This window comes from Hoyosella levis, from assembly GCF_026008515.1.
Classification (GTDB): Bacteria; Actinomycetota; Actinomycetes; order Mycobacteriales; family Mycobacteriaceae; genus Lolliginicoccus; species Lolliginicoccus levis.
Window position 1 is genome coordinate 159,210 of sequence record NZ_BQYM01000004.1, and the last position, 17,662, is coordinate 176,871.

The 17,662-nt window shown below is 67.8% G+C and carries 19 protein-coding genes; 12 read left to right on the forward strand and 7 right to left on the reverse strand.

Annotated features, from left to right (window positions below; genetic code table 11):
- Positions 1-4: 4 nt before the first annotated feature.
- Positions 5-913 carry a mycothiol synthase gene (mshD, locus tag QC765_RS06090; RefSeq protein ID WP_278313537.1) on the reverse strand — a complete coding sequence of 303 codons (909 nt, stop codon included), beginning with the start codon at positions 911-913 and terminating at the stop codon, positions 5-7.
- Between the two features lie 13 nt (positions 914-926).
- On the reverse strand, positions 927-1,685 hold the full coding sequence (locus QC765_RS06095) for a winged helix-turn-helix transcriptional regulator (protein WP_278313538.1): 759 nt from the start codon (positions 1,683-1,685) through the stop codon (positions 927-929).
- 146 nt (positions 1,686-1,831) lie between these two features.
- Between QC765_RS06095 and QC765_RS06100 the strand changes: the two genes are divergently transcribed.
- The 6 genes from QC765_RS06100 to QC765_RS06125 all read left to right on the forward strand — a co-directional run bounded on the left by QC765_RS06100 (position 1,832) and on the right by QC765_RS06125 (position 6,106).
- Positions 1,832-2,629, forward strand: a complete 798-nt coding sequence (locus tag QC765_RS06100) for an LmeA family phospholipid-binding protein (protein WP_278313539.1) — start codon at positions 1,832-1,834, stop codon at positions 2,627-2,629.
- Positions 2,626-3,060 (forward strand): thioredoxin family protein, encoded by a 435-nt coding sequence (locus tag QC765_RS06105; protein ID WP_278313540.1) that lies wholly within the window; start codon positions 2,626-2,628, stop codon positions 3,058-3,060. The genes QC765_RS06100 and QC765_RS06105 overlap by 4 nt, the downstream gene beginning before the upstream one ends.
- A gap of 237 nt (positions 3,061-3,297) precedes the next feature.
- Positions 3,298-3,747 (forward strand): DUF4395 domain-containing protein, encoded by a 450-nt coding sequence (locus QC765_RS06110; RefSeq protein ID WP_278313541.1) that lies wholly within the window; start codon positions 3,298-3,300, stop codon positions 3,745-3,747.
- A 33-nt stretch (positions 3,748-3,780) separates the two neighbouring features.
- Entirely contained in the window at positions 3,781-4,620 is an 840-nt protein-coding gene (locus QC765_RS06115) for a sulfurtransferase (protein ID WP_278313542.1), read from the forward strand.
- Entirely contained in the window at positions 4,620-4,925 is a 306-nt protein-coding gene (locus QC765_RS06120) for a DUF1416 domain-containing protein (RefSeq protein WP_278313543.1), read from the forward strand. Before QC765_RS06115 ends, QC765_RS06120 begins: the two co-directional genes overlap by 1 nt.
- A 548-nt stretch (positions 4,926-5,473) precedes the next feature.
- Positions 5,474-6,106, forward strand: a complete 633-nt coding sequence (locus QC765_RS06125; protein ID WP_278313654.1) for a heme-binding beta-barrel domain-containing protein — start codon at positions 5,474-5,476, stop codon at positions 6,104-6,106.
- A 93-nt stretch (positions 6,107-6,199) separates the two neighbouring features.
- Here QC765_RS06125 and QC765_RS06130 read toward each other — a convergent pair whose 3' ends face one another.
- Positions 6,200-6,979: an SDR family oxidoreductase gene (locus tag QC765_RS06130; RefSeq protein ID WP_278313544.1), complete on the reverse strand. Its 780-nt coding sequence runs from the start codon at positions 6,977-6,979 to the stop codon at positions 6,200-6,202.
- Between the two features lie 26 nt (positions 6,980-7,005).
- Here QC765_RS06130 and QC765_RS06135 point away from each other — a divergent pair, with 26 nt between their 5' ends.
- Positions 7,006-7,815, forward strand: coding sequence for a hydroxypyruvate isomerase family protein (locus QC765_RS06135; RefSeq protein ID WP_278313545.1), 810 nt, complete (start codon positions 7,006-7,008; stop codon positions 7,813-7,815).
- A complete protein-coding gene (locus tag QC765_RS06140; protein ID WP_278313546.1) occupies positions 7,812-8,201 on the forward strand; it encodes a YchJ family protein in 390 nt (129 codons plus the stop codon). The genes QC765_RS06135 and QC765_RS06140 overlap by 4 nt, the downstream gene beginning before the upstream one ends.
- Before the next feature lie 123 nt (positions 8,202-8,324).
- On the opposite strand, the gene QC765_RS06145 is transcribed toward QC765_RS06140, so the two are convergent.
- Together QC765_RS06145 and QC765_RS06150 are read right to left on the reverse strand one after the other, a co-directional pair.
- The gene (locus tag QC765_RS06145) at positions 8,325-8,447 is read right to left on the reverse strand and encodes a nuclear transport factor 2 family protein (RefSeq protein ID WP_278313547.1); all 123 of its coding nucleotides are present in this window, start codon (positions 8,445-8,447) and stop codon (positions 8,325-8,327) included.
- 17 nt (positions 8,448-8,464) lie between these two features.
- On the reverse strand, positions 8,465-9,214 hold the full coding sequence (locus QC765_RS06150) for an SDR family oxidoreductase (RefSeq protein WP_278313548.1): 750 nt from the start codon (positions 9,212-9,214) through the stop codon (positions 8,465-8,467).
- Between the two features lie 94 nt (positions 9,215-9,308).
- Between QC765_RS06150 and QC765_RS06155 the strand changes: the two genes are divergently transcribed.
- The 3 genes from QC765_RS06155 to QC765_RS06165 all read left to right on the forward strand — a co-directional run bounded on the left by QC765_RS06155 (position 9,309) and on the right by QC765_RS06165 (position 12,677).
- Positions 9,309-10,202: a LysR family transcriptional regulator gene (locus tag QC765_RS06155; RefSeq protein ID WP_278313549.1), complete on the forward strand. Its 894-nt coding sequence runs from the start codon at positions 9,309-9,311 to the stop codon at positions 10,200-10,202.
- Between the two features lie 608 nt (positions 10,203-10,810).
- Complete coding sequence (locus QC765_RS06160) at positions 10,811-12,025, forward strand: alkane 1-monooxygenase (protein WP_278313550.1); 1,215 nt, start codon at positions 10,811-10,813, stop codon at positions 12,023-12,025.
- 25 nt (positions 12,026-12,050) lie between these two features.
- Positions 12,051-12,677 (forward strand): TetR/AcrR family transcriptional regulator, encoded by a 627-nt coding sequence (locus QC765_RS06165; protein WP_278313551.1) that lies wholly within the window; start codon positions 12,051-12,053, stop codon positions 12,675-12,677.
- Between the two features lie 146 nt (positions 12,678-12,823).
- Here QC765_RS06165 and cydC read toward each other — a convergent pair whose 3' ends face one another.
- Complete coding sequence (gene cydC, locus QC765_RS06170; protein ID WP_278313552.1) at positions 12,824-14,467, reverse strand: thiol reductant ABC exporter subunit CydC; 1,644 nt, start codon at positions 14,465-14,467, stop codon at positions 12,824-12,826.
- A gap of 51 nt (positions 14,468-14,518) precedes the next feature.
- On the opposite strand from cydC, the gene QC765_RS06175 reads away from it, so the two are divergent.
- Entirely contained in the window at positions 14,519-15,994 is a 1,476-nt protein-coding gene (locus QC765_RS06175; RefSeq protein ID WP_278313553.1) for a peptide MFS transporter, read from the forward strand.
- Here QC765_RS06175 and cydD read toward each other — a convergent pair.
- Positions 15,898-17,661 carry a thiol reductant ABC exporter subunit CydD gene (cydD, locus tag QC765_RS06180; protein ID WP_278313554.1) on the reverse strand — a complete coding sequence of 588 codons (1,764 nt, stop codon included), beginning with the start codon at positions 17,659-17,661 and terminating at the stop codon, positions 15,898-15,900. The genes QC765_RS06175 and cydD overlap by 97 nt on opposite strands.
- Position 17,662: the final 1 nt, after the last annotated feature.

A 17,662-nucleotide genomic window follows, 5' to 3' on the forward strand; every position in this document is an offset into this window, starting at 1 on the left:
AGGTCTAGCCGAGGGTGTAGGCCACATCGGTGAAGACCCGCTCGAAGCCCAGCCGCTCGTACGTGCGCAAAGCCGCCTTGTTGTCCGACTCCACATAGAGGCTCACTGTGGCGAGCCCCTGCTCCTGCAGGTGGCGCATGCCTTCCAGGGTCAGGGCGCGCCCGATGCCACGACCGTGCGCCGCGGGATCCACCCCGACGATGTACACCTCGCCCATCCTCGGCTCATCGCCCTCTGCCGGGTGGATCTTCGTCCAGTGGAACCCCAGCAGCCTGTCGTGGTCGTCCGCGCCAAAGGCGAGCAGCAGGCCGTATGGGTCGAACCACGGCAGGCCGCGGCGCTCTTCCACATCGCCTACCGTCCAGCCGCCTTGCTCGGGATGCCACGCGAACGCCGCATTGTTGACCCGCACGATCTCCCTGTCCAGTGCGCCAGCATTCGTCGCGCTGTCGGCATAGGTGGTGATCCGTGCGCCCTCGAGCGGCGCTGGAGCGGGCAAGGGAGTGCTGCCCTCGCCAAGCGGACGGCGCATCTGCAACAGCTCCCGGGTCCGCGACAGTCCTCTGACCTTCGCCATGGCACGCGCCGCTGGCAGGTCGCCGTGGGACCACACCTGCGCGCCAGTTCCGGCGATCGCGCGAATGCCGGAGAGCAACATGCTGCCCGCGCCCCGCCGCCGCTCCCCCGGATGCACCGCGAGCTCGACGTTGGCCGTGCCGTTCTCCCAGCGCACTGTGGCGATCCCCACCAGGTTGCCCTCGTCGAGAACCCCGACGTTGTGCGACTCGATCTCCCCCGCGAGCGCCCGCAATCCCTGTTCGGAGACCGGGCTAGCCTGATCGTGATCCCGCGCGGCGCCGAGCAACGCGGCCACCTCGGCCTCGCGGTCGCTGTCGAGTGGCACGATCTCCATCGGCGGCACTACCTCACTGGTCCTGGTTCGTCGAATCGTCGTCCGTCACGCCGAGCTCGTCGTCGGCATCCCTGGCGGCCGGTTCCTGGGTTGCCTTGCTCGCCTTGGTCGGTCGCACGGCCTTGTAGCCCACGTTGCGCACGGTGCCGATCAGCGATTCATACTCGGCGCCGAGCTTGGCGCGCAGGCGCCGGACATGCACATCGACGGTGCGGGTGCCGCCGAAGAAGTCGTAGCCCCACACTTCCTGGAGCAGCTGCGCGCGCGTGAACACCCGGCCAGCGTTGATCACCAGGTACTTGAGGAGCTCGAACTCCTTGTAGGTGAGGTCGAGCGGCCTGCCCCGCAGCCGGGCGGTGTAGGTGCCCTCGTCGATGATCAGATCACCCAGGGTGACCAGTCCGGTCTCCTCCTCGGGCGCCTGCATCGTGGTGCGGCCCACCAGCAGCCGCAAGCGCGCATCCAGCTCCGCCGGGCCGGTACCGGGCAAGAGGATGTCCTGGATTCCCCAATCGGAGCTGACGGCGACCAGTCCGCCCTCGTTGAGCACCGCGATCACTGGTACCGAGGCCCCGGTGCTCGCGAGGATCCGGCACAGCCCCCGCGCCGAGGCAAGGTCGCTGCGCGCATCGACCAGCGCCACATCCGCGTTGCTCGTCTCCAGCAAGGAGGACACATCAGCCGCCGCGGGGCGGACCGTATGGGGCAGCAGAGCCAAGGACGGCAGGACCGCTTCCGGGTTTGGATCGGCCGTCAGCAAGAGCAGCTCCACGCCGTCCCCTTTCCTCATCTCCACTGGTAGCCAGCAGCCCGAGGTTGCCCGCCGCAAGGCATGAGCGTCGCTCGAACCCACACAGACTAACGCGTCAGTCTCACAGTACGGACGTTCTACCGCCCGGTGTCAGTAACAATAGGGGAGTGCGCAAGTTGATCCTAGGTGTCCTCGTCCTTCTCGCCGCTGCCATCATCGCCGAGCTCGGCACCGCAGCATATGCCGAGCACAGGATCTCCCGCGCGCTGCGCGATAGCGCTCAGCTCGACTCCGATCCGCAGGTGATCCTGCGGGGCTTCCCGGTGCTCCCCCAGATCATCACCGGCCAGTACGACAAGATCGACATCCAGGTCGAGCATGTGCCCACCGACTACGCCGGGCGTGTCTCACTGGAGGCAGCGCTGACCGGTGCGCGGATCACCCCGGACCGCTGGTACCAGCAGCGCATCACCGCACTCGCCGCCGAGGAGCTCACCGGACGGGTCGTCATGGGGCAGACCGAGCTCGGGCGGCAATTCGATCTCCCTGACCTGCGGCTCTCCTTCTTCCCCGTCACGTTCATCGACGCGTTCGATGCCGCCACCGAGGATGTCATCAACAGGTTCCGCCCCGTCATGCTCACCGCCACGCCACCCGAATCGATCGACGAGGAACCCGTCACCGTCGAAGCGCGCCTCCGCCTCGAGGGCAATGTGCTCACCATCGCGCCCCTGCGCTTCTACAACGGCCCCAACCGCGACCGCGATATCCCCATCCCCGAGGAATTGCGCGAGCAAGCCCTGCGTTCCTTCGAGATGACCATGACCATTCCCGAGGTGCCATTCAGCCAGGAACCCGCCTACGCCTACCCGCAGGGCGGCCGCATCGTCGTCGAGGCCATCACCGAGAACGTCAGGCTCGACCTCGACCACGACAGGGCCACGGACAGGGCAGGACAGCCATGACCGGGCTCATCATCCTCGGCAGCGCGACTGCCATCGCCACCGCCATCGGGCTGCTCTGGCAGCGCCGTCATGGCAGCGTCATCGCCGCCGCGCCCAGCACCCTCTCCCGCGCGCCGCACCACGAGGGCCTCGTCGAAGCCGGAGTGCTTCCCGGCCATGCCACCATCGTGCACTTCACCGCCGACTGGTGCGGCCCCTGCGCCGCTGTGCGCCGCGTGATCGAGGGCACGCTGCCCGAGTTCCCGGATGTCACCCACATCGAGCTCGACATCGACGCGCATCCGCGACTCAGCCGGGAGCTCGGCATTCTCTCGCTGCCCACCACGCTGCTCTACGACACCCATGGCCACCAGCGCTTTCGCATTCCCGGAGTGCCGACACGCGAAGCCCTCGCCGATGCACTCGTCTCAATAAGTGGACATGAAAGCTGACAAAACGAGAGAGCGCGGTATGGTGAGAACCGTGCAGACCAACCATGAGCTCATGCTCACCCGACGCCGCACGGTAGACCTGTGCCGCCTCGGTAGCTGTTGTTGTCTCTGTTCCTGAGCCGGAACAGCATGTGACGCGCGAGCGTCGCTGTTCCGCCACGCCCAGACGAATTCCCGTCCAGGCCCATAGTTGACCCCGTGCCACGCGCGGGAACCTCAACACCAGGAGCAGACCCCATGGCACTCACCCAGACCACACCCGGCATTGACGTGCGTGGTCCCCGCTTCGCCGCGTGGATCACTACCGCCGTCCTTGCCCTCGTTCTCGCCACCAACTGGTGGCCACTTCTCGCCGCCCAGGCCCTCATCTTCGGCATCGGCGCCACCCGCGGCCCCCGGTACTCCCCCTACGGGATGCTCTTCAGCCGCATCGTGGCGCCCCGCCTCGGCCCGGTTACCGAGCGCGAGCCCGCGGCACCGGTACAGTTCGCCCAGTTCGTTGGGCTCATCTTTGCCGCCGCCGGGCTCATTGCCTACCTCGCGGGCGCTCTGCTCGCCGCGCAGGTGCTCGTTGGCTTCGCGTTCGCCGCGGCATTCCTCAACGCTGCCTTCGGCATCTGCCTCGGCTGCCAGATCTACCCCCTCGCGGCTCGCCTCGCCCTCCCCGGGCGCGGCACCGCAGCGTAATCACACACGCACACCCCTCACGAAAGGAAACCCATGGCTCGCTCCGACGTCCTGGTCACAGCTGACTGGGCCGAGCAGAACCTGAACCAGCCCAAGATCGTCCTCGTTGAGGTCGACGAGGACACCTCGGCCTACGACGGCGGCCACATCGAGGGTGCCGTCAAGATCGACTGGAAGCAGGACCTGCAGGACCCCGTACGCCGCGACTTCGTCAACCAGGAGCAGTTCAACGCGCTGCTGTCGCAGAAGGGCATCGCCAACGACGACACCGTCGTCCTCTACGGCGGCAACAACAACTGGTTCGCTGCCTACGCCTACTGGTACTTCAAGCTCTACGGCCACCAGGACGTCAAGCTCCTCGACGGCGGCCGCAAGAAGTGGGAGCTCGACGGGCGCCCCCTCGTGACCGAGGTCCCCAACCGCGAGGCCACCGACTACAAGTCGCAGGCCCAGGATGTCACCATCCGCGCATTCCGCGACGAGGTCATCGACGCCATCGGTGGCAAGAACCTCATCGACGTGCGCTCGCCCGACGAGTTCTCCGGCAAGATCCTCGCGCCCGCGCACCTCCCGCAGGAGCAGTCGCAGCGCGCCGGCCACATCCCCACCGCCATCAACGTGCCGTGGAGCAAGGCCGCCAACGAGGACGGCACCTTCAAGAGCGACGACGAGCTGCGCGAGCTCTACAAGACCGAGGGCCTCGACGACGGCAAGGACATCATCGCCTACTGCCGCATCGGCGAGCGCTCCAGCCACACCTGGTTCGCGCTCCGCGAGCTCCTCGGCTACGACAATGTCAAGAACTACGACGGCAGCTGGACCGAGTACGGTTCTCTCGTCGGCGTACCGATCGAACTGGGAGCAGCAAAGTAATGTGCGGAGCACCTGTACAGGGCCACAACCTGCCCTCCGGCGTTGACGCCGAGAAGGAAACAGTCATCACCGGCAAGGTCGTCGGCCAGGACGGCACCGCGGTAGGCGGCGCCTACGTCCGCCTCCTCGACTCCACCGGCGAGTTCACCGCCGAGGTCGTCGCCTCCGGCAGCGGAGACTTCCGCTTCTTCGCCGCCCCCGGCAGCTGGACCGTCCGCGCCCTCTCCAACGCCGGCAACGGCCAGGCCACCGTGGCCCCCGAGAGCAACGGCGTCCACGAGGTAAACATCACCATCGGCGCATAGCAGCACCCGCGGTGGCCAGGGCGCCCCTCTGGCCACCGCGCTAGCCACCGGCGCAGCCATCCCAGGATGGCCATACCGGCACCAACGCTGGCCCGGACCGTCACGAACGGTCCGGGCCAGTGTGCTGTTTCGGAGGCTTGGCGGGTGGGGTGATGGTCGCGGGACCAAGGTTCTGGGTACTGGTTTCGCCGCCCTCAGTGGAGACTTTTCCTCCTCGGAGCGGGAGAAGTTTCCACCGGGGCAGCTGCGGAGGACGGGCCGCGGGCATGCACGACCTAGCACCGCAGGCGTTCCGGCCGCCCCGTGTGGTTGGCCGCGAGGCGGGCGGATACAATCTCAGTCGTGGTGGTTTACTTCTTTGAGGCACTCCTGGTCCTGTCCAGCTTGATGATCACATGGTTCTCCGTGTACGTGGTGTATCGCCTCGTCACGGACGAGCAGAAGCAGTGAGTGGCGCGCACAATCCGAGCGATGGCGCTGCCGCTCCCGACCCAGCTGATCGTGACCCGGCTGGGCCGAGCGCCGCTGCGCAGGCAGACGGTTCCGGCATAGCGCCGGCGCCGGGTAGCGGCAACGCTGCGGTCGAGGCCGCGGCGGAGCGCGCCCGGGAGACGGCTGCGCGCAATGTGCCGTCGCTTGGTGGCTTGCCCCTGCCCGCGGATACCGCGAACCTGCGCGAGGGCGAGAACCTCAACGATGCATTGCTGGCGCTCATCCCACTAGTGGGTGTGTGGCGAGGCACTGGCGAGGGCAACCATCCCAAGTCAGGTGATTATCGCTTCGGCCAGGAGATCATCGTTTCCCACAACGGCGGCGAGTACCTGGCTTGGGATTCGCGCACGTGGGTGATCGATGACGAGCAGAACTTTGTTGGCCCGGATCTGCGCGAGTCCGGTTTCTGGCGAGTGGCCGACCACGATGGCGAGGAAGTCATCGAGCTGCTGCTGACCCACGCCTCCGGTGTCGTGGAGCTGTACTACGGCGAGGCGTTGTCGCAGTCGTCATGGGAGCTTGCCACCGATGTGGTCATTCGTTCGCAGTCGGCTGCCTTGATGGGCGGCGCGAAGCGCCTGTACGGGATCGTCGAGGGTGGCGATCTGGCATACGTGGAGGAGCGCATCAACCCCGATGGCGAGCTAGTGCCGCGATTGTCGGCCCGCTTGCAGCGGTTCATCGGCTAGGAGCGCGACCCACCACCTCGCCGCGACCCACCACCCAGTCGCTGAGCAATCTCCGCGGCCCTGCCTGATGACGACGACCCCGGCGACGAGCAGCTAGCCGCGCCCGATGTAAGGCATGGCCGTCGCCATGAGCGTCATGAACTGCACGTTCGCGCTCAAGGGCAGGTCTGCCATGTGCCGGACGGCCTCGGCGACGTGGCGAGCATCAAAGGTGGGTTCCTGCTTGATGGAGCCATCAGCCTGCCGGGCTCCAGCCGCGAAACCGTGGGTCATATCGGTCGCGGCATTGCCAATGTCGATCTGCCCGCACGCGATGTTGAAGGGGCGGCCATCCAGCGAGATCGATTTCGTGAGCCCCGTGATGGCGTGCTTGGTGGTCGTATAGGCGGCGGTGCCGGGGCGCGGGACGTGGGCGGAGATCGAGCCATTGTTGATGATGCGTCCACCGTCGGGCTGCTGCTTCATGGCGCGCATGGCTTCCGCCGCGCACAGGTAGTAGCCAGTGACGTTAGTGGTGAGCGTGGCTGTCCAGTCCTCGACCGCAATCTCGTCGAGGTTGCCGACGGGCCCAAACGTTCCCGCGTTGTTGACGAGCACGTCCACCCTCCCCCACGCTTCGATGACCCCGGCGAACAGGGAACGAACGGACTCGGGGTCAGTCACGTCGGCGGGAATGGCGAGCGCGTTGGGATGGCCCCCTCCGGCCTCGTCGAGCGAGGCGGCATGGCGTCCGGCGAGCGCGACGCGGTATCCGTGGTCGAGCATTTCGCGAGCGATAGCGCGACCCAGTCCGCTGCCGGCCCCGGTGACGACCGCTACTGCAGGGGTTGCTGCGGCCGGAACAGCGTCCGGGGCCGCGTCGGTCGTTGCCACGGTGGACTCCTTTAGGATCAACGTCGATGAGTGCGCATTCCTATACTGTCAACTGCTCGATCCTGCTGACGCATCTGCCCCTGCTCGAGCGCCCTGCCGCAGCGCGGCGGTCGGGCTTCGAGGCAGTGGAGTTCTGGTGGCCGTTTGATTCACCGTGCCCGCCCGATCGGGAGGTGGATGCCTTCGTGAGCGCCGTGCGCGATGCGGGAGTGCGATTGTCGACATTGAACTTCGCAGCGGGCGATCTCGCGGCGGGCGAGCGGGGGCTGCTCTCGGATCCGCGCCACAGCCGGGAGTTCCTGGACAATGTTGATGTTGTCGTGGGCATTGGCGAGCAGTTGGGCGCGACGGGGTTCAACGCCCTGCCGGGCAATCGCCGGGAGGGGCTCTCCTCGATCGAGCAGGACGAGCTAGCGGTGGAGAATTTGGGCCTCGCGGCCCGCTCCGCCGAGCGGATCGGCGCGACAGTGCTGGTGGAACCGCTGAGTGGCGCGCCACGCTACCCGATCCACACGCCCGGCGATGCGGTGGTGCTGATCGACCAAGTGGATTCTGCCTGGGGGATCCGGCCGGGATTGCTGGCGGACCTCTACCACTGGGCTGCCAATGGGGTAGAGATCCCCGCGGCGATCGACAAGCACCGGGCGGATATCCGGCATGTGCAGATCGCCGACGCACCTGGCCGGGGCGCGCCGGGGACGGGATCGGTGCCGTTGCGCGAGCACCTGGAGGACCTGCGAGCAGGCGGCTACGACGGCTGGGTGTCGCTCGAATACCGTCCTGGTGACGCGATCGGCGACGGTGATGAGTTCGCCTGGATGAGTGAGTGGTCATGAGCACGCGATGCCCGTGCGGCAGCGGCGAGGATCTCGACGGGTGCTGCGGCGCTCTGCTGAGCGGAGAACGAAAGGCCGGAACCGCAGAGGCGTTGATGCGCTCGCGGTACACCGCGTTCGTGCTGGGCGATGTGGCATACCTGCAGCGGACATGGCATCCCACGACGAGGCCGCGGCGCCTCGAGCTCGATCCCGGACAGGAATGGCTAGGACTGAGCATCGTCGGCACCGAGCGGGGCAGCTTGCTGGATTCGACCGGCGTCGTGGAGTTCGTCGCGGAATATCGCGCTGGCGGCCGGCGCCATTCCCTCCATGAGCGGAGCCGGTTCACCCGCGAGAAGGGGCAGTGGTTGTACGTGGATGGGACTTTCCCTGGCGAGGAGTAGGTCATGCAGGCCGGTGGAGCCGCCGCGCCCGCCGGCAAACGCGATAGAAACCGCCAAACGCGATAGAAGCTGAACAGGGGTTTCCCACAGCTTCTATCGCGTTTGCAGTCGTGGCGCGGAAGGTTACTCGCGGCCCCAGTCGTCCACGACGCCATCGTCGGGATAGCTCCCGAGGAACCCTTCGAGGTCGCCAGAGTCAGTCGCGGCGATCAGTTGCTGGACTGCTGCGGGCAGCTCGCTGGTCATCCTTCCTCCGTCAAGATCTAGCGGGTGGTGTATCCGCCGTTGGCGAAGATCGTCTGGCCGGTGATCCAGTGGCCACCGTCGACGAGGAACTCGACGATGGGAGCAATGTCCTCGATGCGCGTCAGGCGATTGCCCATGGCCTGCGACTTATGGAAGACGACGCGCTCGGGCGTCTCCTGCCCGTAGAAGAAGGGCGTGTCCATGGGCCCCGGGGCGACATTGTTCACGGAGATGCCCCGACCGGCGAACTCCTTCGCGGCGGCGCGGGCGAAGTGCTCTACGGGTGACTTCCCTCCGGCGTAGGTGGAGTACCCGTCCGTGAACGCCGCGAGGAGGGCAGTCAGGATGGTGACAACGCTGCCGTCGTCATTGAGGCGGCGACCAGCTTCCTTGATGAAGAAGTAGGCGGACTTCGCGTTGATGTCGAACATCGCGTCGTAGTCGTCCTCGCTGGTCTCGACGATGGGCTTGCGCAGTACCTTGCCCACCGTGTTGATCGCGATGTCGACGCTGCCGAAGGCGCTTTCCGCGGCGTCGAAGAGTTCCGCGATGCTCTCGGGCCGGGTCAGGTCCGCCTGGAACTTGAATGCCTTGACGCCCGCGTCCTGTGCTGCGGCCACGGTCTTGTCAGCATCAGCCTCGGTGCTGTCGCTGTTGTAATGGACCGCCACGTTCACGCCTCGCTGCGCCAGTGCCGTGCTGATCAGTCCGCCGAGGTTCTTCGCTCCGGCCGCGATGACCGCCGACTTGCCTTCCAATGTGTTCATGCCACTGCTCCCGCTTGATTGGCTGATTGCACACTCCACGCTAGGAGCGTCGGCCACAAATGAGAAACAGAATGTTGAGGTAGATTGACAAGCCATGGTTGTTAATCTTCCGCCACTGGACCTGCGCCGCCTGCAACAGTTCCTCGCCGTCGCGGACGCGGCAGGATTCACCCGCGCGGCCCAGGAGCTCCACCTGAGCCAGCAGGCCCTGAGCAGTTCCATCGCCCGGCTCGAAGCAGACCTGGGCGTCGCGCTCTTCGATCGCACAACTCGCCACGTCCAGCTCACGAAGGCTGGCCGGGCACTCTACGACGGCGCGGGAGTCCTGCTCGCGGCCGCCGATCACCTAGTGCGGCAGACCCGCGACGCGCCCGCCGAATCGCTGCAGCCCTTCGTCATCGGGCACACGCCGGCCGTCACGCCTGCTGAAGTCCATGGCCTTCTCGAGCCGGTGCTCGCCGCGCTGCCCGACCTGCCGATCACCGTGATCCAGATGTACCCGGGATCCTTCCACCAGGCGCTTCTCGAAGGCCGGATCGACGCAGCTCTGCGACGGGGCGTCGCCGTCCCCCAGGACCTGGCCGCCGCCACCATCGCCTACACCCCGGCGCGGATCGCCGTCCGGGCAAGCCATCGCCTCGCCGCCTGCCGATCAGTTGCCGTGAGCGATCTGCGCGGCGAGCGCATCATTGTCTGGAGCCCGCCTGGAGCCTCCTTCTACACCGATTTCATCCTCAGCACGTGTCGTCGGGCCGGGTTCGAGCCGATGATCACGGTCAACCGGGTACAAGGCACGCCACCGGCCTCGGCTGTCCTGGACAACGAGGGCGTCGCATTCGTCACGGACCCCCCTGGCCCCGTGATGGACCACCAAGCGGTCGTCATCGAGCTAGCGGACCCACCCCTGGTTCCCGTCCAGATGCTGTGGCTGCCGAACACGGTGTCGGCAGCGAGGGATCTGCTGGTCACGCAATCGCAGGGGCGGTGACCCCGCTGGCGCGGCTGTGCCGGCGACCCCGGCGCCCCGGAGGGTCCAACCGTCACCCCCGAATCTGCGAGCGAAAATCAACAGATATCCGGTTCTTGGGCCTGATTTGTTGACTTTCGCTCGCAGATTCCCGCCGCAGCGGCAGATTTCCACTGCGGGACCTCCCCGCGCAACAGCCCCCGGGACCGTGCGCACTCACAAGGAGAGGCGCGGTGCCAGCTGGACGTGCTGGCGGTCCCGGGGGCTGGGTTGCTGCTGGGGATTCGCTCGCCGCTCGCGCGACAGGGCGGACCCTGGCGCGGCTGCTAGCGGGCAGCCACCTCACGTGTCCTATAGCCAATCAGCTGGACCACCTCCTCTCTCGTGTACCTACTTGTTTACTCCCGGCCCCGTGGCGGCGGCAAGTGTTTTTTTCAGGCAGCAGCAGGCAGCGCAGGCTGAAACCCGCGCTTCCCGCAGCGCCGCCACCTGCTCGTTACGCAGCCAAGCACTTGAACTCATGAGTTAACGCTGAATTCGATTTCGTTTCACCTGTTGACACATGCGGGAACTATGTCAAAATCAAGGTGTGATGTGTTGCACACCGACGTGCGCACGGAGAGGACACCATGAGCGTCACCCATCCCACCCCCGCCGACCTGGGCATAACCTGGCGGGATCGCAAGCGCTACTTGTTCATCATCAGCGGGCTGATGCCACTGCTCATCTTTGTCGCGTGGGGCCTGGTCGAGCTGACCGGCTGGGAGCTCTTCTGGTTCATCGGCCCCATCGTGTTCCACGTCCTGATGCCGCTGGCCGACACCTTCGTGCGCAAGGATCCAGAGAATCCCCCGCCGGAGCTGGTGGGGTGGCTGGAGAATGATCGCTACTACCGGGCGATCATCTACACGATGATCCCGCTGCAGTACGTGGTGACGTTCCTGGCCGCATGGATCGTCACGCAGCAGGACATCTCGTGGATTGGCTACCTCGGCCTGAGCTGGTCGGTGGGCTACCTCACCGCGCTGGCGATCAACGCTGCCCATGAGCTCGGCCACAAGAAGGAAACCGTGAACCGCTGGATCGCCCGGATCGCCCTCGCGCCGTGCTGCTACGGGCACTTCTACGTCGAGCACAACCGGGGCCATCACGTTCGCGTCGCCACGCCCGAGGATCCCGCCTCGTCGCGGCTCGGGGAGTCGTTCTGGACGTTCCTGCCCCGCACAGCCTTCGGTGGCATCCGCTCCGCCTGGAACCTGGAGGCTACCCGGCTGCGCCGCCGCGGCGATCGGGTGCTGAGCGTGCACAACGACGTGCTCAACGCCTGGGCGATGAGCGTCGTGCTGTGGGGAGCCATGATCGCGCTTTTCGGGCCTGCCCTCATCCCTTTCATCGTGATCTCGGCAGGGGTAAGCATCTTGCTATTCGAGTCGGTGAACTATCTCGAGCACTACGGACTGCTGCGGCAGAAGACCGAATCAGGCCGGTACGAGCGCTGCGCTCCGCGCCACAGCTGGAACTCCTGCGCCATGCCGAGCAACCTGATGCTCCTGCAGCTGCAACGCCACTCGGACCATCACGCGAATCCCACTCGCGAATACCAGGCACTGCAGCACATGGAGGACGCACCACAGCTACCGAGCGGCTACGGCACCATGATCACGCTCGCGGTGATCCCCCCGCTGTGGCGCCGCGTCATGGACAAGCGCGTGTTCGATTTCTACGGGAACGATCCGTCCCTGATGAACATCCATCCGCCGAAGCGGGAGCAGGTCCTCGCGCGCATCGCGAAGCATCAGGCGAAGGCACGCGCTACCGGCCCGGGCACCACCACCGGTGCGTAGCAGACCGCCCGTGTAGAACAGAGGGGTGCCGAACACTCCCGATGATGCGCCCCGCCCCTACCCGGAGCAGGCGCGCGAGCTCCTGGTCGATGTGGTGCTCGACTCCGCTGATCGACTGATCCGCGCCGGTGGCTGGGCACGGACCCGGATGGAAGCGATCGCGCAGGCATCGGGGGTGAGCAAGCCGACGCTGTACCGGGTGTTCGGCACCCGCGAGCAGCTTGCGAGCGCATACCTGGACCGGGAGGTCGATCGGCTCACCGGAGTCATCCGCGGGGCGCTGCCAGCGCCCGCCCACCGCGCGGATGATCCGGTGGGCACGGTCCGCGGGATGCTGGTGCTGGTGCTCGAGGCGTTGTCGGACAATCCGATAGTGAACGCGATCCTGACCGAGGACTCCTCGGCCGCGAGCCTGTTGCCCCTGCTGACCGTGCATGGGGACCGGCTTCTCGAGCGAGCTGCGGCGCGCATGGTGGAGCTGTCCTCGGAGTGGTTTCCCGAGATCGAGGAAACGGACCGGCGCGTGCTCGCGGATACGATCATTCGCCTGCTGCTCAGCTACAGCGTGCTGCCCGGGCGCAGCATCGAGGACACCGCGGACACCATCATTGCCCTGGTGCGCCCGTTCCTCGAATCGGCCCTGGGGCGCTAGCCGCTCGTTGCTAGGGGCGCTGGACCCGACGGGCCGGCAGAAGCACGGGAAACCGTCAAGCGCGATAGAAGCTGGCCTGGGTTTTCCGCGGCTTCTATCGCGTTTGCCGCGAGCCCAGCCGCGGCGCGCCCGGCAGAAGCCGCCAGCTAGCAGCCCAGCCGCACCCACTCATCCGGCTCGACGGTCGGCTCAAGATGGCTGGCAACGACGACGGTACGGCGCGCGTCGATCAGACCGTTCTCGCGGTCGAGCAGCGCGTCGAGCAGTCGGAGCGCGCTCGCGGCGTCGAGATGCTCAGTGGGCTCGTCGAGAAGCAGGATCGAGGCGGGCGAGAGCATTGCGCGGGCGAGCAGGAGTCGGCGACGCTGGCCGCCGGAGAGGGCGTCCTCGCCGCCGTCGAGGATGGTGCCGAAGCCGTCCGGAAGAGTAGCGAGCCACTCCCCCAGCCCTACGGCTTCGCAGGCCTCGAGCAGGTCCGCGTCGGTGGCGTCACCGCGCGCGAGGAGGAGATTGTCGCGCACGGTGGTGGCAAAGATGTGCGCGTCCTCGGCGAGGAAGAGGCTTCGCTCGCGCAATGCAGCCCCACCAGGCTCCACGCTCCCATCAATAGGCGGGATGAGCCCGGCGAGGGTGAGCAGGAGCGTGGTTTTCCCCGTGCCGCTGGGCCCGGTGACGAGGACGCGGCTGCCTTCCGGCCAGGTGGCGTCCAGAGGCGGTGCGAGCGAACTCGTCCAGCCATGCTCGAGGCCGCGCAGCTCGAGGCCGGCGGCCGGGGCACCAGGAGCCACCGGAGCGACATCACCCGACCTGGCGTCATCGAGGAGCCCGAGCAGCCGGTGGGAGGCGTTGCGGGCGCGCAGCGCATGGATCGCGGCATCAGGAAGGGGCCCGGTGGCCTCGAAGGCGGCGAGCGGCAGCAGCACAAGGATGCCGAGCGAGGTCAGCGCGAGGGAGCCGTTGCCGTACAGCTCGAGGCCGATGAGCAGCGAGCCGATGACGCTCGCCCCGATGGCCAGGGGCGTGGTGGCGCTCGCGAGGGCGGTGGTGGTGGCAGCCCGGTCGATGCTCCTGTCGGTGTGGCGCAACGAACGGGCGGCGCGGTCGAGCGTGGGGCGGAGCTGACCGGTGACGCGCAGCTCGGCGGCGTGGTCGAGGACTGTCATGGTGGCGTCGCGGTGCTCGCCGCGATGCTGATCAGCGTCATGCTCGCGGATGGTCGCGGCCCGCGCGGCAAGGGCGGGGGCCACTGCTCCGGAAAGGAGCAGCGCGATCGCGAGGATGAACGCGGCCAGCGGCGAGATCAGGACAAGTCCACCGACCGCGATGAGGGCGATCAGCAGGGCCACCGCGACGGGGATGAGAACACGGACCACCGTCTCGCCGAGAGTGTCGATGTCCTCGCCGGTGCGGGCGAGGAGCTGTCCGCGGCGGGCAGCGAGGGCTGTGCGGGGGTTGCCGGTGGCGAGGCGCCGGTAGAGAGTGGTGCGGGCGGCGACGGTGCCGCGCAGGGCGATGTCGTGGGTGGCGAGGCGGTCGAGGTAGCGGAAGACGCCCCGGCTGATGCCGAGGGCGCGGACGGCGACGACGGCGACGGTGAGGTCGAGCACCGGGGGCATGGCGAAGGCGCGCATGATCAGCCAGGCGGACACGGCGGCGAGGGCGAGGGCGGAGCCGAGGGTGACGGTGGCGGCGAGGATTGCGAGCACGGTGCGGTCGCGGGGGACGTCGAGGAGGGCAACGCCGCGCCGGAGGTCTTTCCAGGTGGGTCGTGCGCGTGACGCTGGATACATAGGTGTCCTATTTTTCCCGGCCGCAACATTCGCGTGCCATCGTTTCCCTCCATGACCACTCTTGCGACGCGCGGCGCCGGTGATCCCGCTGCCGCCTCCACCTCGTTCTTCGGGCATCCCCGGGGCCTGGCCACGGTGTTCACCATCGAGCTGTGGGAACGGTTCTCGTTCTACGGCATGCAGGCCATCCTGCTGTACTACTTGTACTACAGCGTCACCGACGGCGGGCTGGCCATCAGTTTCGCCGCCGCCACCTCCATCGTCGGTGCCTACGGCGGTTTCGTGTACCTGTCGACGATCCTCGGCGCGTGGACCGCGGACCGCATGCTCGGTGCCGAGCGCACCCTGTTCCTCAGCGCCGTGCTCATCATGGCTGGGCACATCTCCCTGGCGGTGCTGCCGGGCCTCGCGGGCCTCGCGGTCGGCCTGGTGCTCGTCGCGGTGGGCAGCGGCGGCCTCAAGGCCAACGCCTCGGTGATCGTGGGCGAGCTGTACGCGCGCACCGATCCGCGCCGCGATGCCGGGTTCTCGATCTTCTACCTGGGCGTGAACCTCGGCGCGCTCGTCGGGCCGCTGCTCACCGGGTTCACCCAGTCCACGTGGGGCTTTCATGCGGGATTCTCCGTCGCCGCGATCGGCATGGCCATCGGCCTTGCCGTGTACTGGCGCACGCGGGACTGGCTGCCATTGAGCGCGGCGACCGTGTGCGATCCCGCTCCGGCGGGCAGCGGTCCGCGCATAGTGGCCGCTGTGCTCGGCGCGGCGGCGCTCGTGGCCCTTGCTGGGTTCACTGGCATTCTGACCCTGGAGAACCTGTCCACCGCGGTGGTCACAGTAGTGGCCGTCACCGCGGTGGCGTACTTCGTGGTGATCCTGCGCAGCCCGAAGGTCACCGGCGAGGAGCGTAGCCGGGTGCGCGCGTTCATGCCGTTGTTCCTCGCCAACGTCGCCTTCTGGGCGTTGTTCCAGCAGCAATTCACGGTGGTGGCGACGTTCGCTGACAAGCGCCTGGACCGGGAGGTGCTCGGGTGGACGTTCCCGGCGGCGTGGGTGCAGTCGATCAATCCGGTGTTCATCGTGCTGCTCGCAGGCGTGTTCGCATACGCGTGGACACGGCTGGGCGAGCGGGGCCCGTCCTCGCCGTGGAAGCTGGGAGCGGGAACCATCCTGATGGGAGTGGCGTTCCTGCTCTTCCTGCCGCTCGCGGGAGGCGGACCGGGCAGCGCGCCACTGCTGGCGCTGATCGGGATCCTGCTCGTGTTCACCATCGCGGAACTGCTCCTCTCCCCCGTCGGGCTGTCGTTGACGACACGGCTAGCGCCGTCGCGCTTCCGGTCGCAGATGATGGCGCTGTACTTCCTGTCGGTGGCGATGGGATCGGCGCTGGCGGGAACGCTGGCCCGGTTCTACGACCCCGCGCGCGAGGCCCCCTACTTCCTGTCATTGGGCCTAGTGTCGATCGCGGTCGGGCTGGTGACGCTGGCACTGGTGCCGTGGATCCGCCGCGCCTCCGTGGGCGTGCTCTGACCAGCAGCAGCACTGGTCGCGCGCACCTCGATGACGTGGTCGGCGGCGGCGAGCACATCAGGATCGTGGGCGATGAGGATCACGGTCGCTCCGTCCTGGTGGGCGCGCCGCCGGACCGCGTCGAGGACACGCCGCGCGGCGCGCGAGTCCAGGTGGGCGGTGGGCTCATCGAGCAGCAGCACCTCGGCCTGCCGCGCCAGTGCCCGGGCGAGAGCGAGCCGCTGCCGCTGCCCCACCGAGAGCCCCGTGCCTCCACTGCCGAGGAGCGTGCCGAGGCCGTCGGGCAGATCGGCGAGCACCTCGCCGAACCCGGCTTCCTCGATGCCGCGCGCTAGCGCGTCCGGCGGCAGTGGGCCGGCGAGCTCGAGATTGTCGCGGACGGTCCCGGGCACGAGCACCGGTCGCTGCGGCACCCACGCGACGTGCGACCACCAGTGGTCGGGGTCGAGGCGGGAGACCGCGGTGCCGTTGATCTGAACCGTGCCCTCGCCTGGCCGCGCGAGCCCGAGGATGGCATGGAGCGCCGTTGTCTTGCCGGAACCGTTCGGGCCAGTGAGCGCTGTGACCAGGCCGGGCTCGAGCACCGCGTCGAGGCCATCGGGCGCGTTTCCGTCCCGTGCCCGCATCGACAACCCGCGGGCGGTGATAGTGAACGGCGCTGCGACCATCTGGCGCGCCTCTAGGCTTGCCTGGCGCTCGTGATCAATGGTCTCTGGGTCAAGAAGCCTGAGGGAGCGCTGGGCGGCCTCGGCCCCGTCCTCGGCGGCATGGAACTGGGTGCCCACCATGCGCAGCGGCAAGTATGCCTCGGCGGCGAGGATCAGCGCGACGAGCGCATCGTCGAGCTGCATGTTCCCGAAGACGAGCCGGAGCCCGACGCTGACGGCCACGAGGGCGACGCACAGCGTGGCGAGCGCCTCCAGCACCATCGAGGACAGGAACGCGATGCGCAGCGATCCCATCGCCGCCACGCGATGGTTCTCGCCGAGTTCCTCCACCCGCTCGGCCTGCCCGGCCTCGCGGCGGTGCGCGCGCAGCGTCGGCAGGCCCGCGATGAGATCGAGCACCTGTGCCTGCAGCGCGGTCATGGCGCGCAGCTTGTTGCGTGCGCGGTTCCTGGTGAGCAGGCCGATGAGGATCATGAACAGCGGCACGAGTGGCAGGGTGGCCGCGATGATGAGGGCCGCGGGCAGGTCGTGCAGCGCGATGGTGACGAGCACCGCCGGGGGCACGAGCACCGCGAGCACCAGGGTCGGCAGGTAGCCCGAGAGGTAGGGCAGGAGCCCGTCGAGGCCGCGGGTGACCAGCAGCGCCGCCTCGTCGCGGGCTTCGGCACGCCGCCGTGGCGGTAGCTCCGCCACGGCCTCGAGCACATCGGACTTGAGTCCGGAGACCACTGCGGCGGCGTTGCGCTGGGCGTGGCGGGCCTGCGCCCAGGACGCTGCGGCCCGTATCGCGGCGATCACCGCGAGCGCCACGAGCTCGGTGGTCCATGCATCGATGGCGCGCAGCGCGGGGTAGGCGGCGGCCCCGGCGAGGATCCGCGCGAGCAGGATCGCGGTGGCCAGGATCGTCGCGGTGGTGATCGCGCCGGTGATGACGGTGAGCACCAGGTAGGGGCGCACCGGCCGGGAGAGCCGCCACAGGCGCGGATCGAAGGGCTTCACG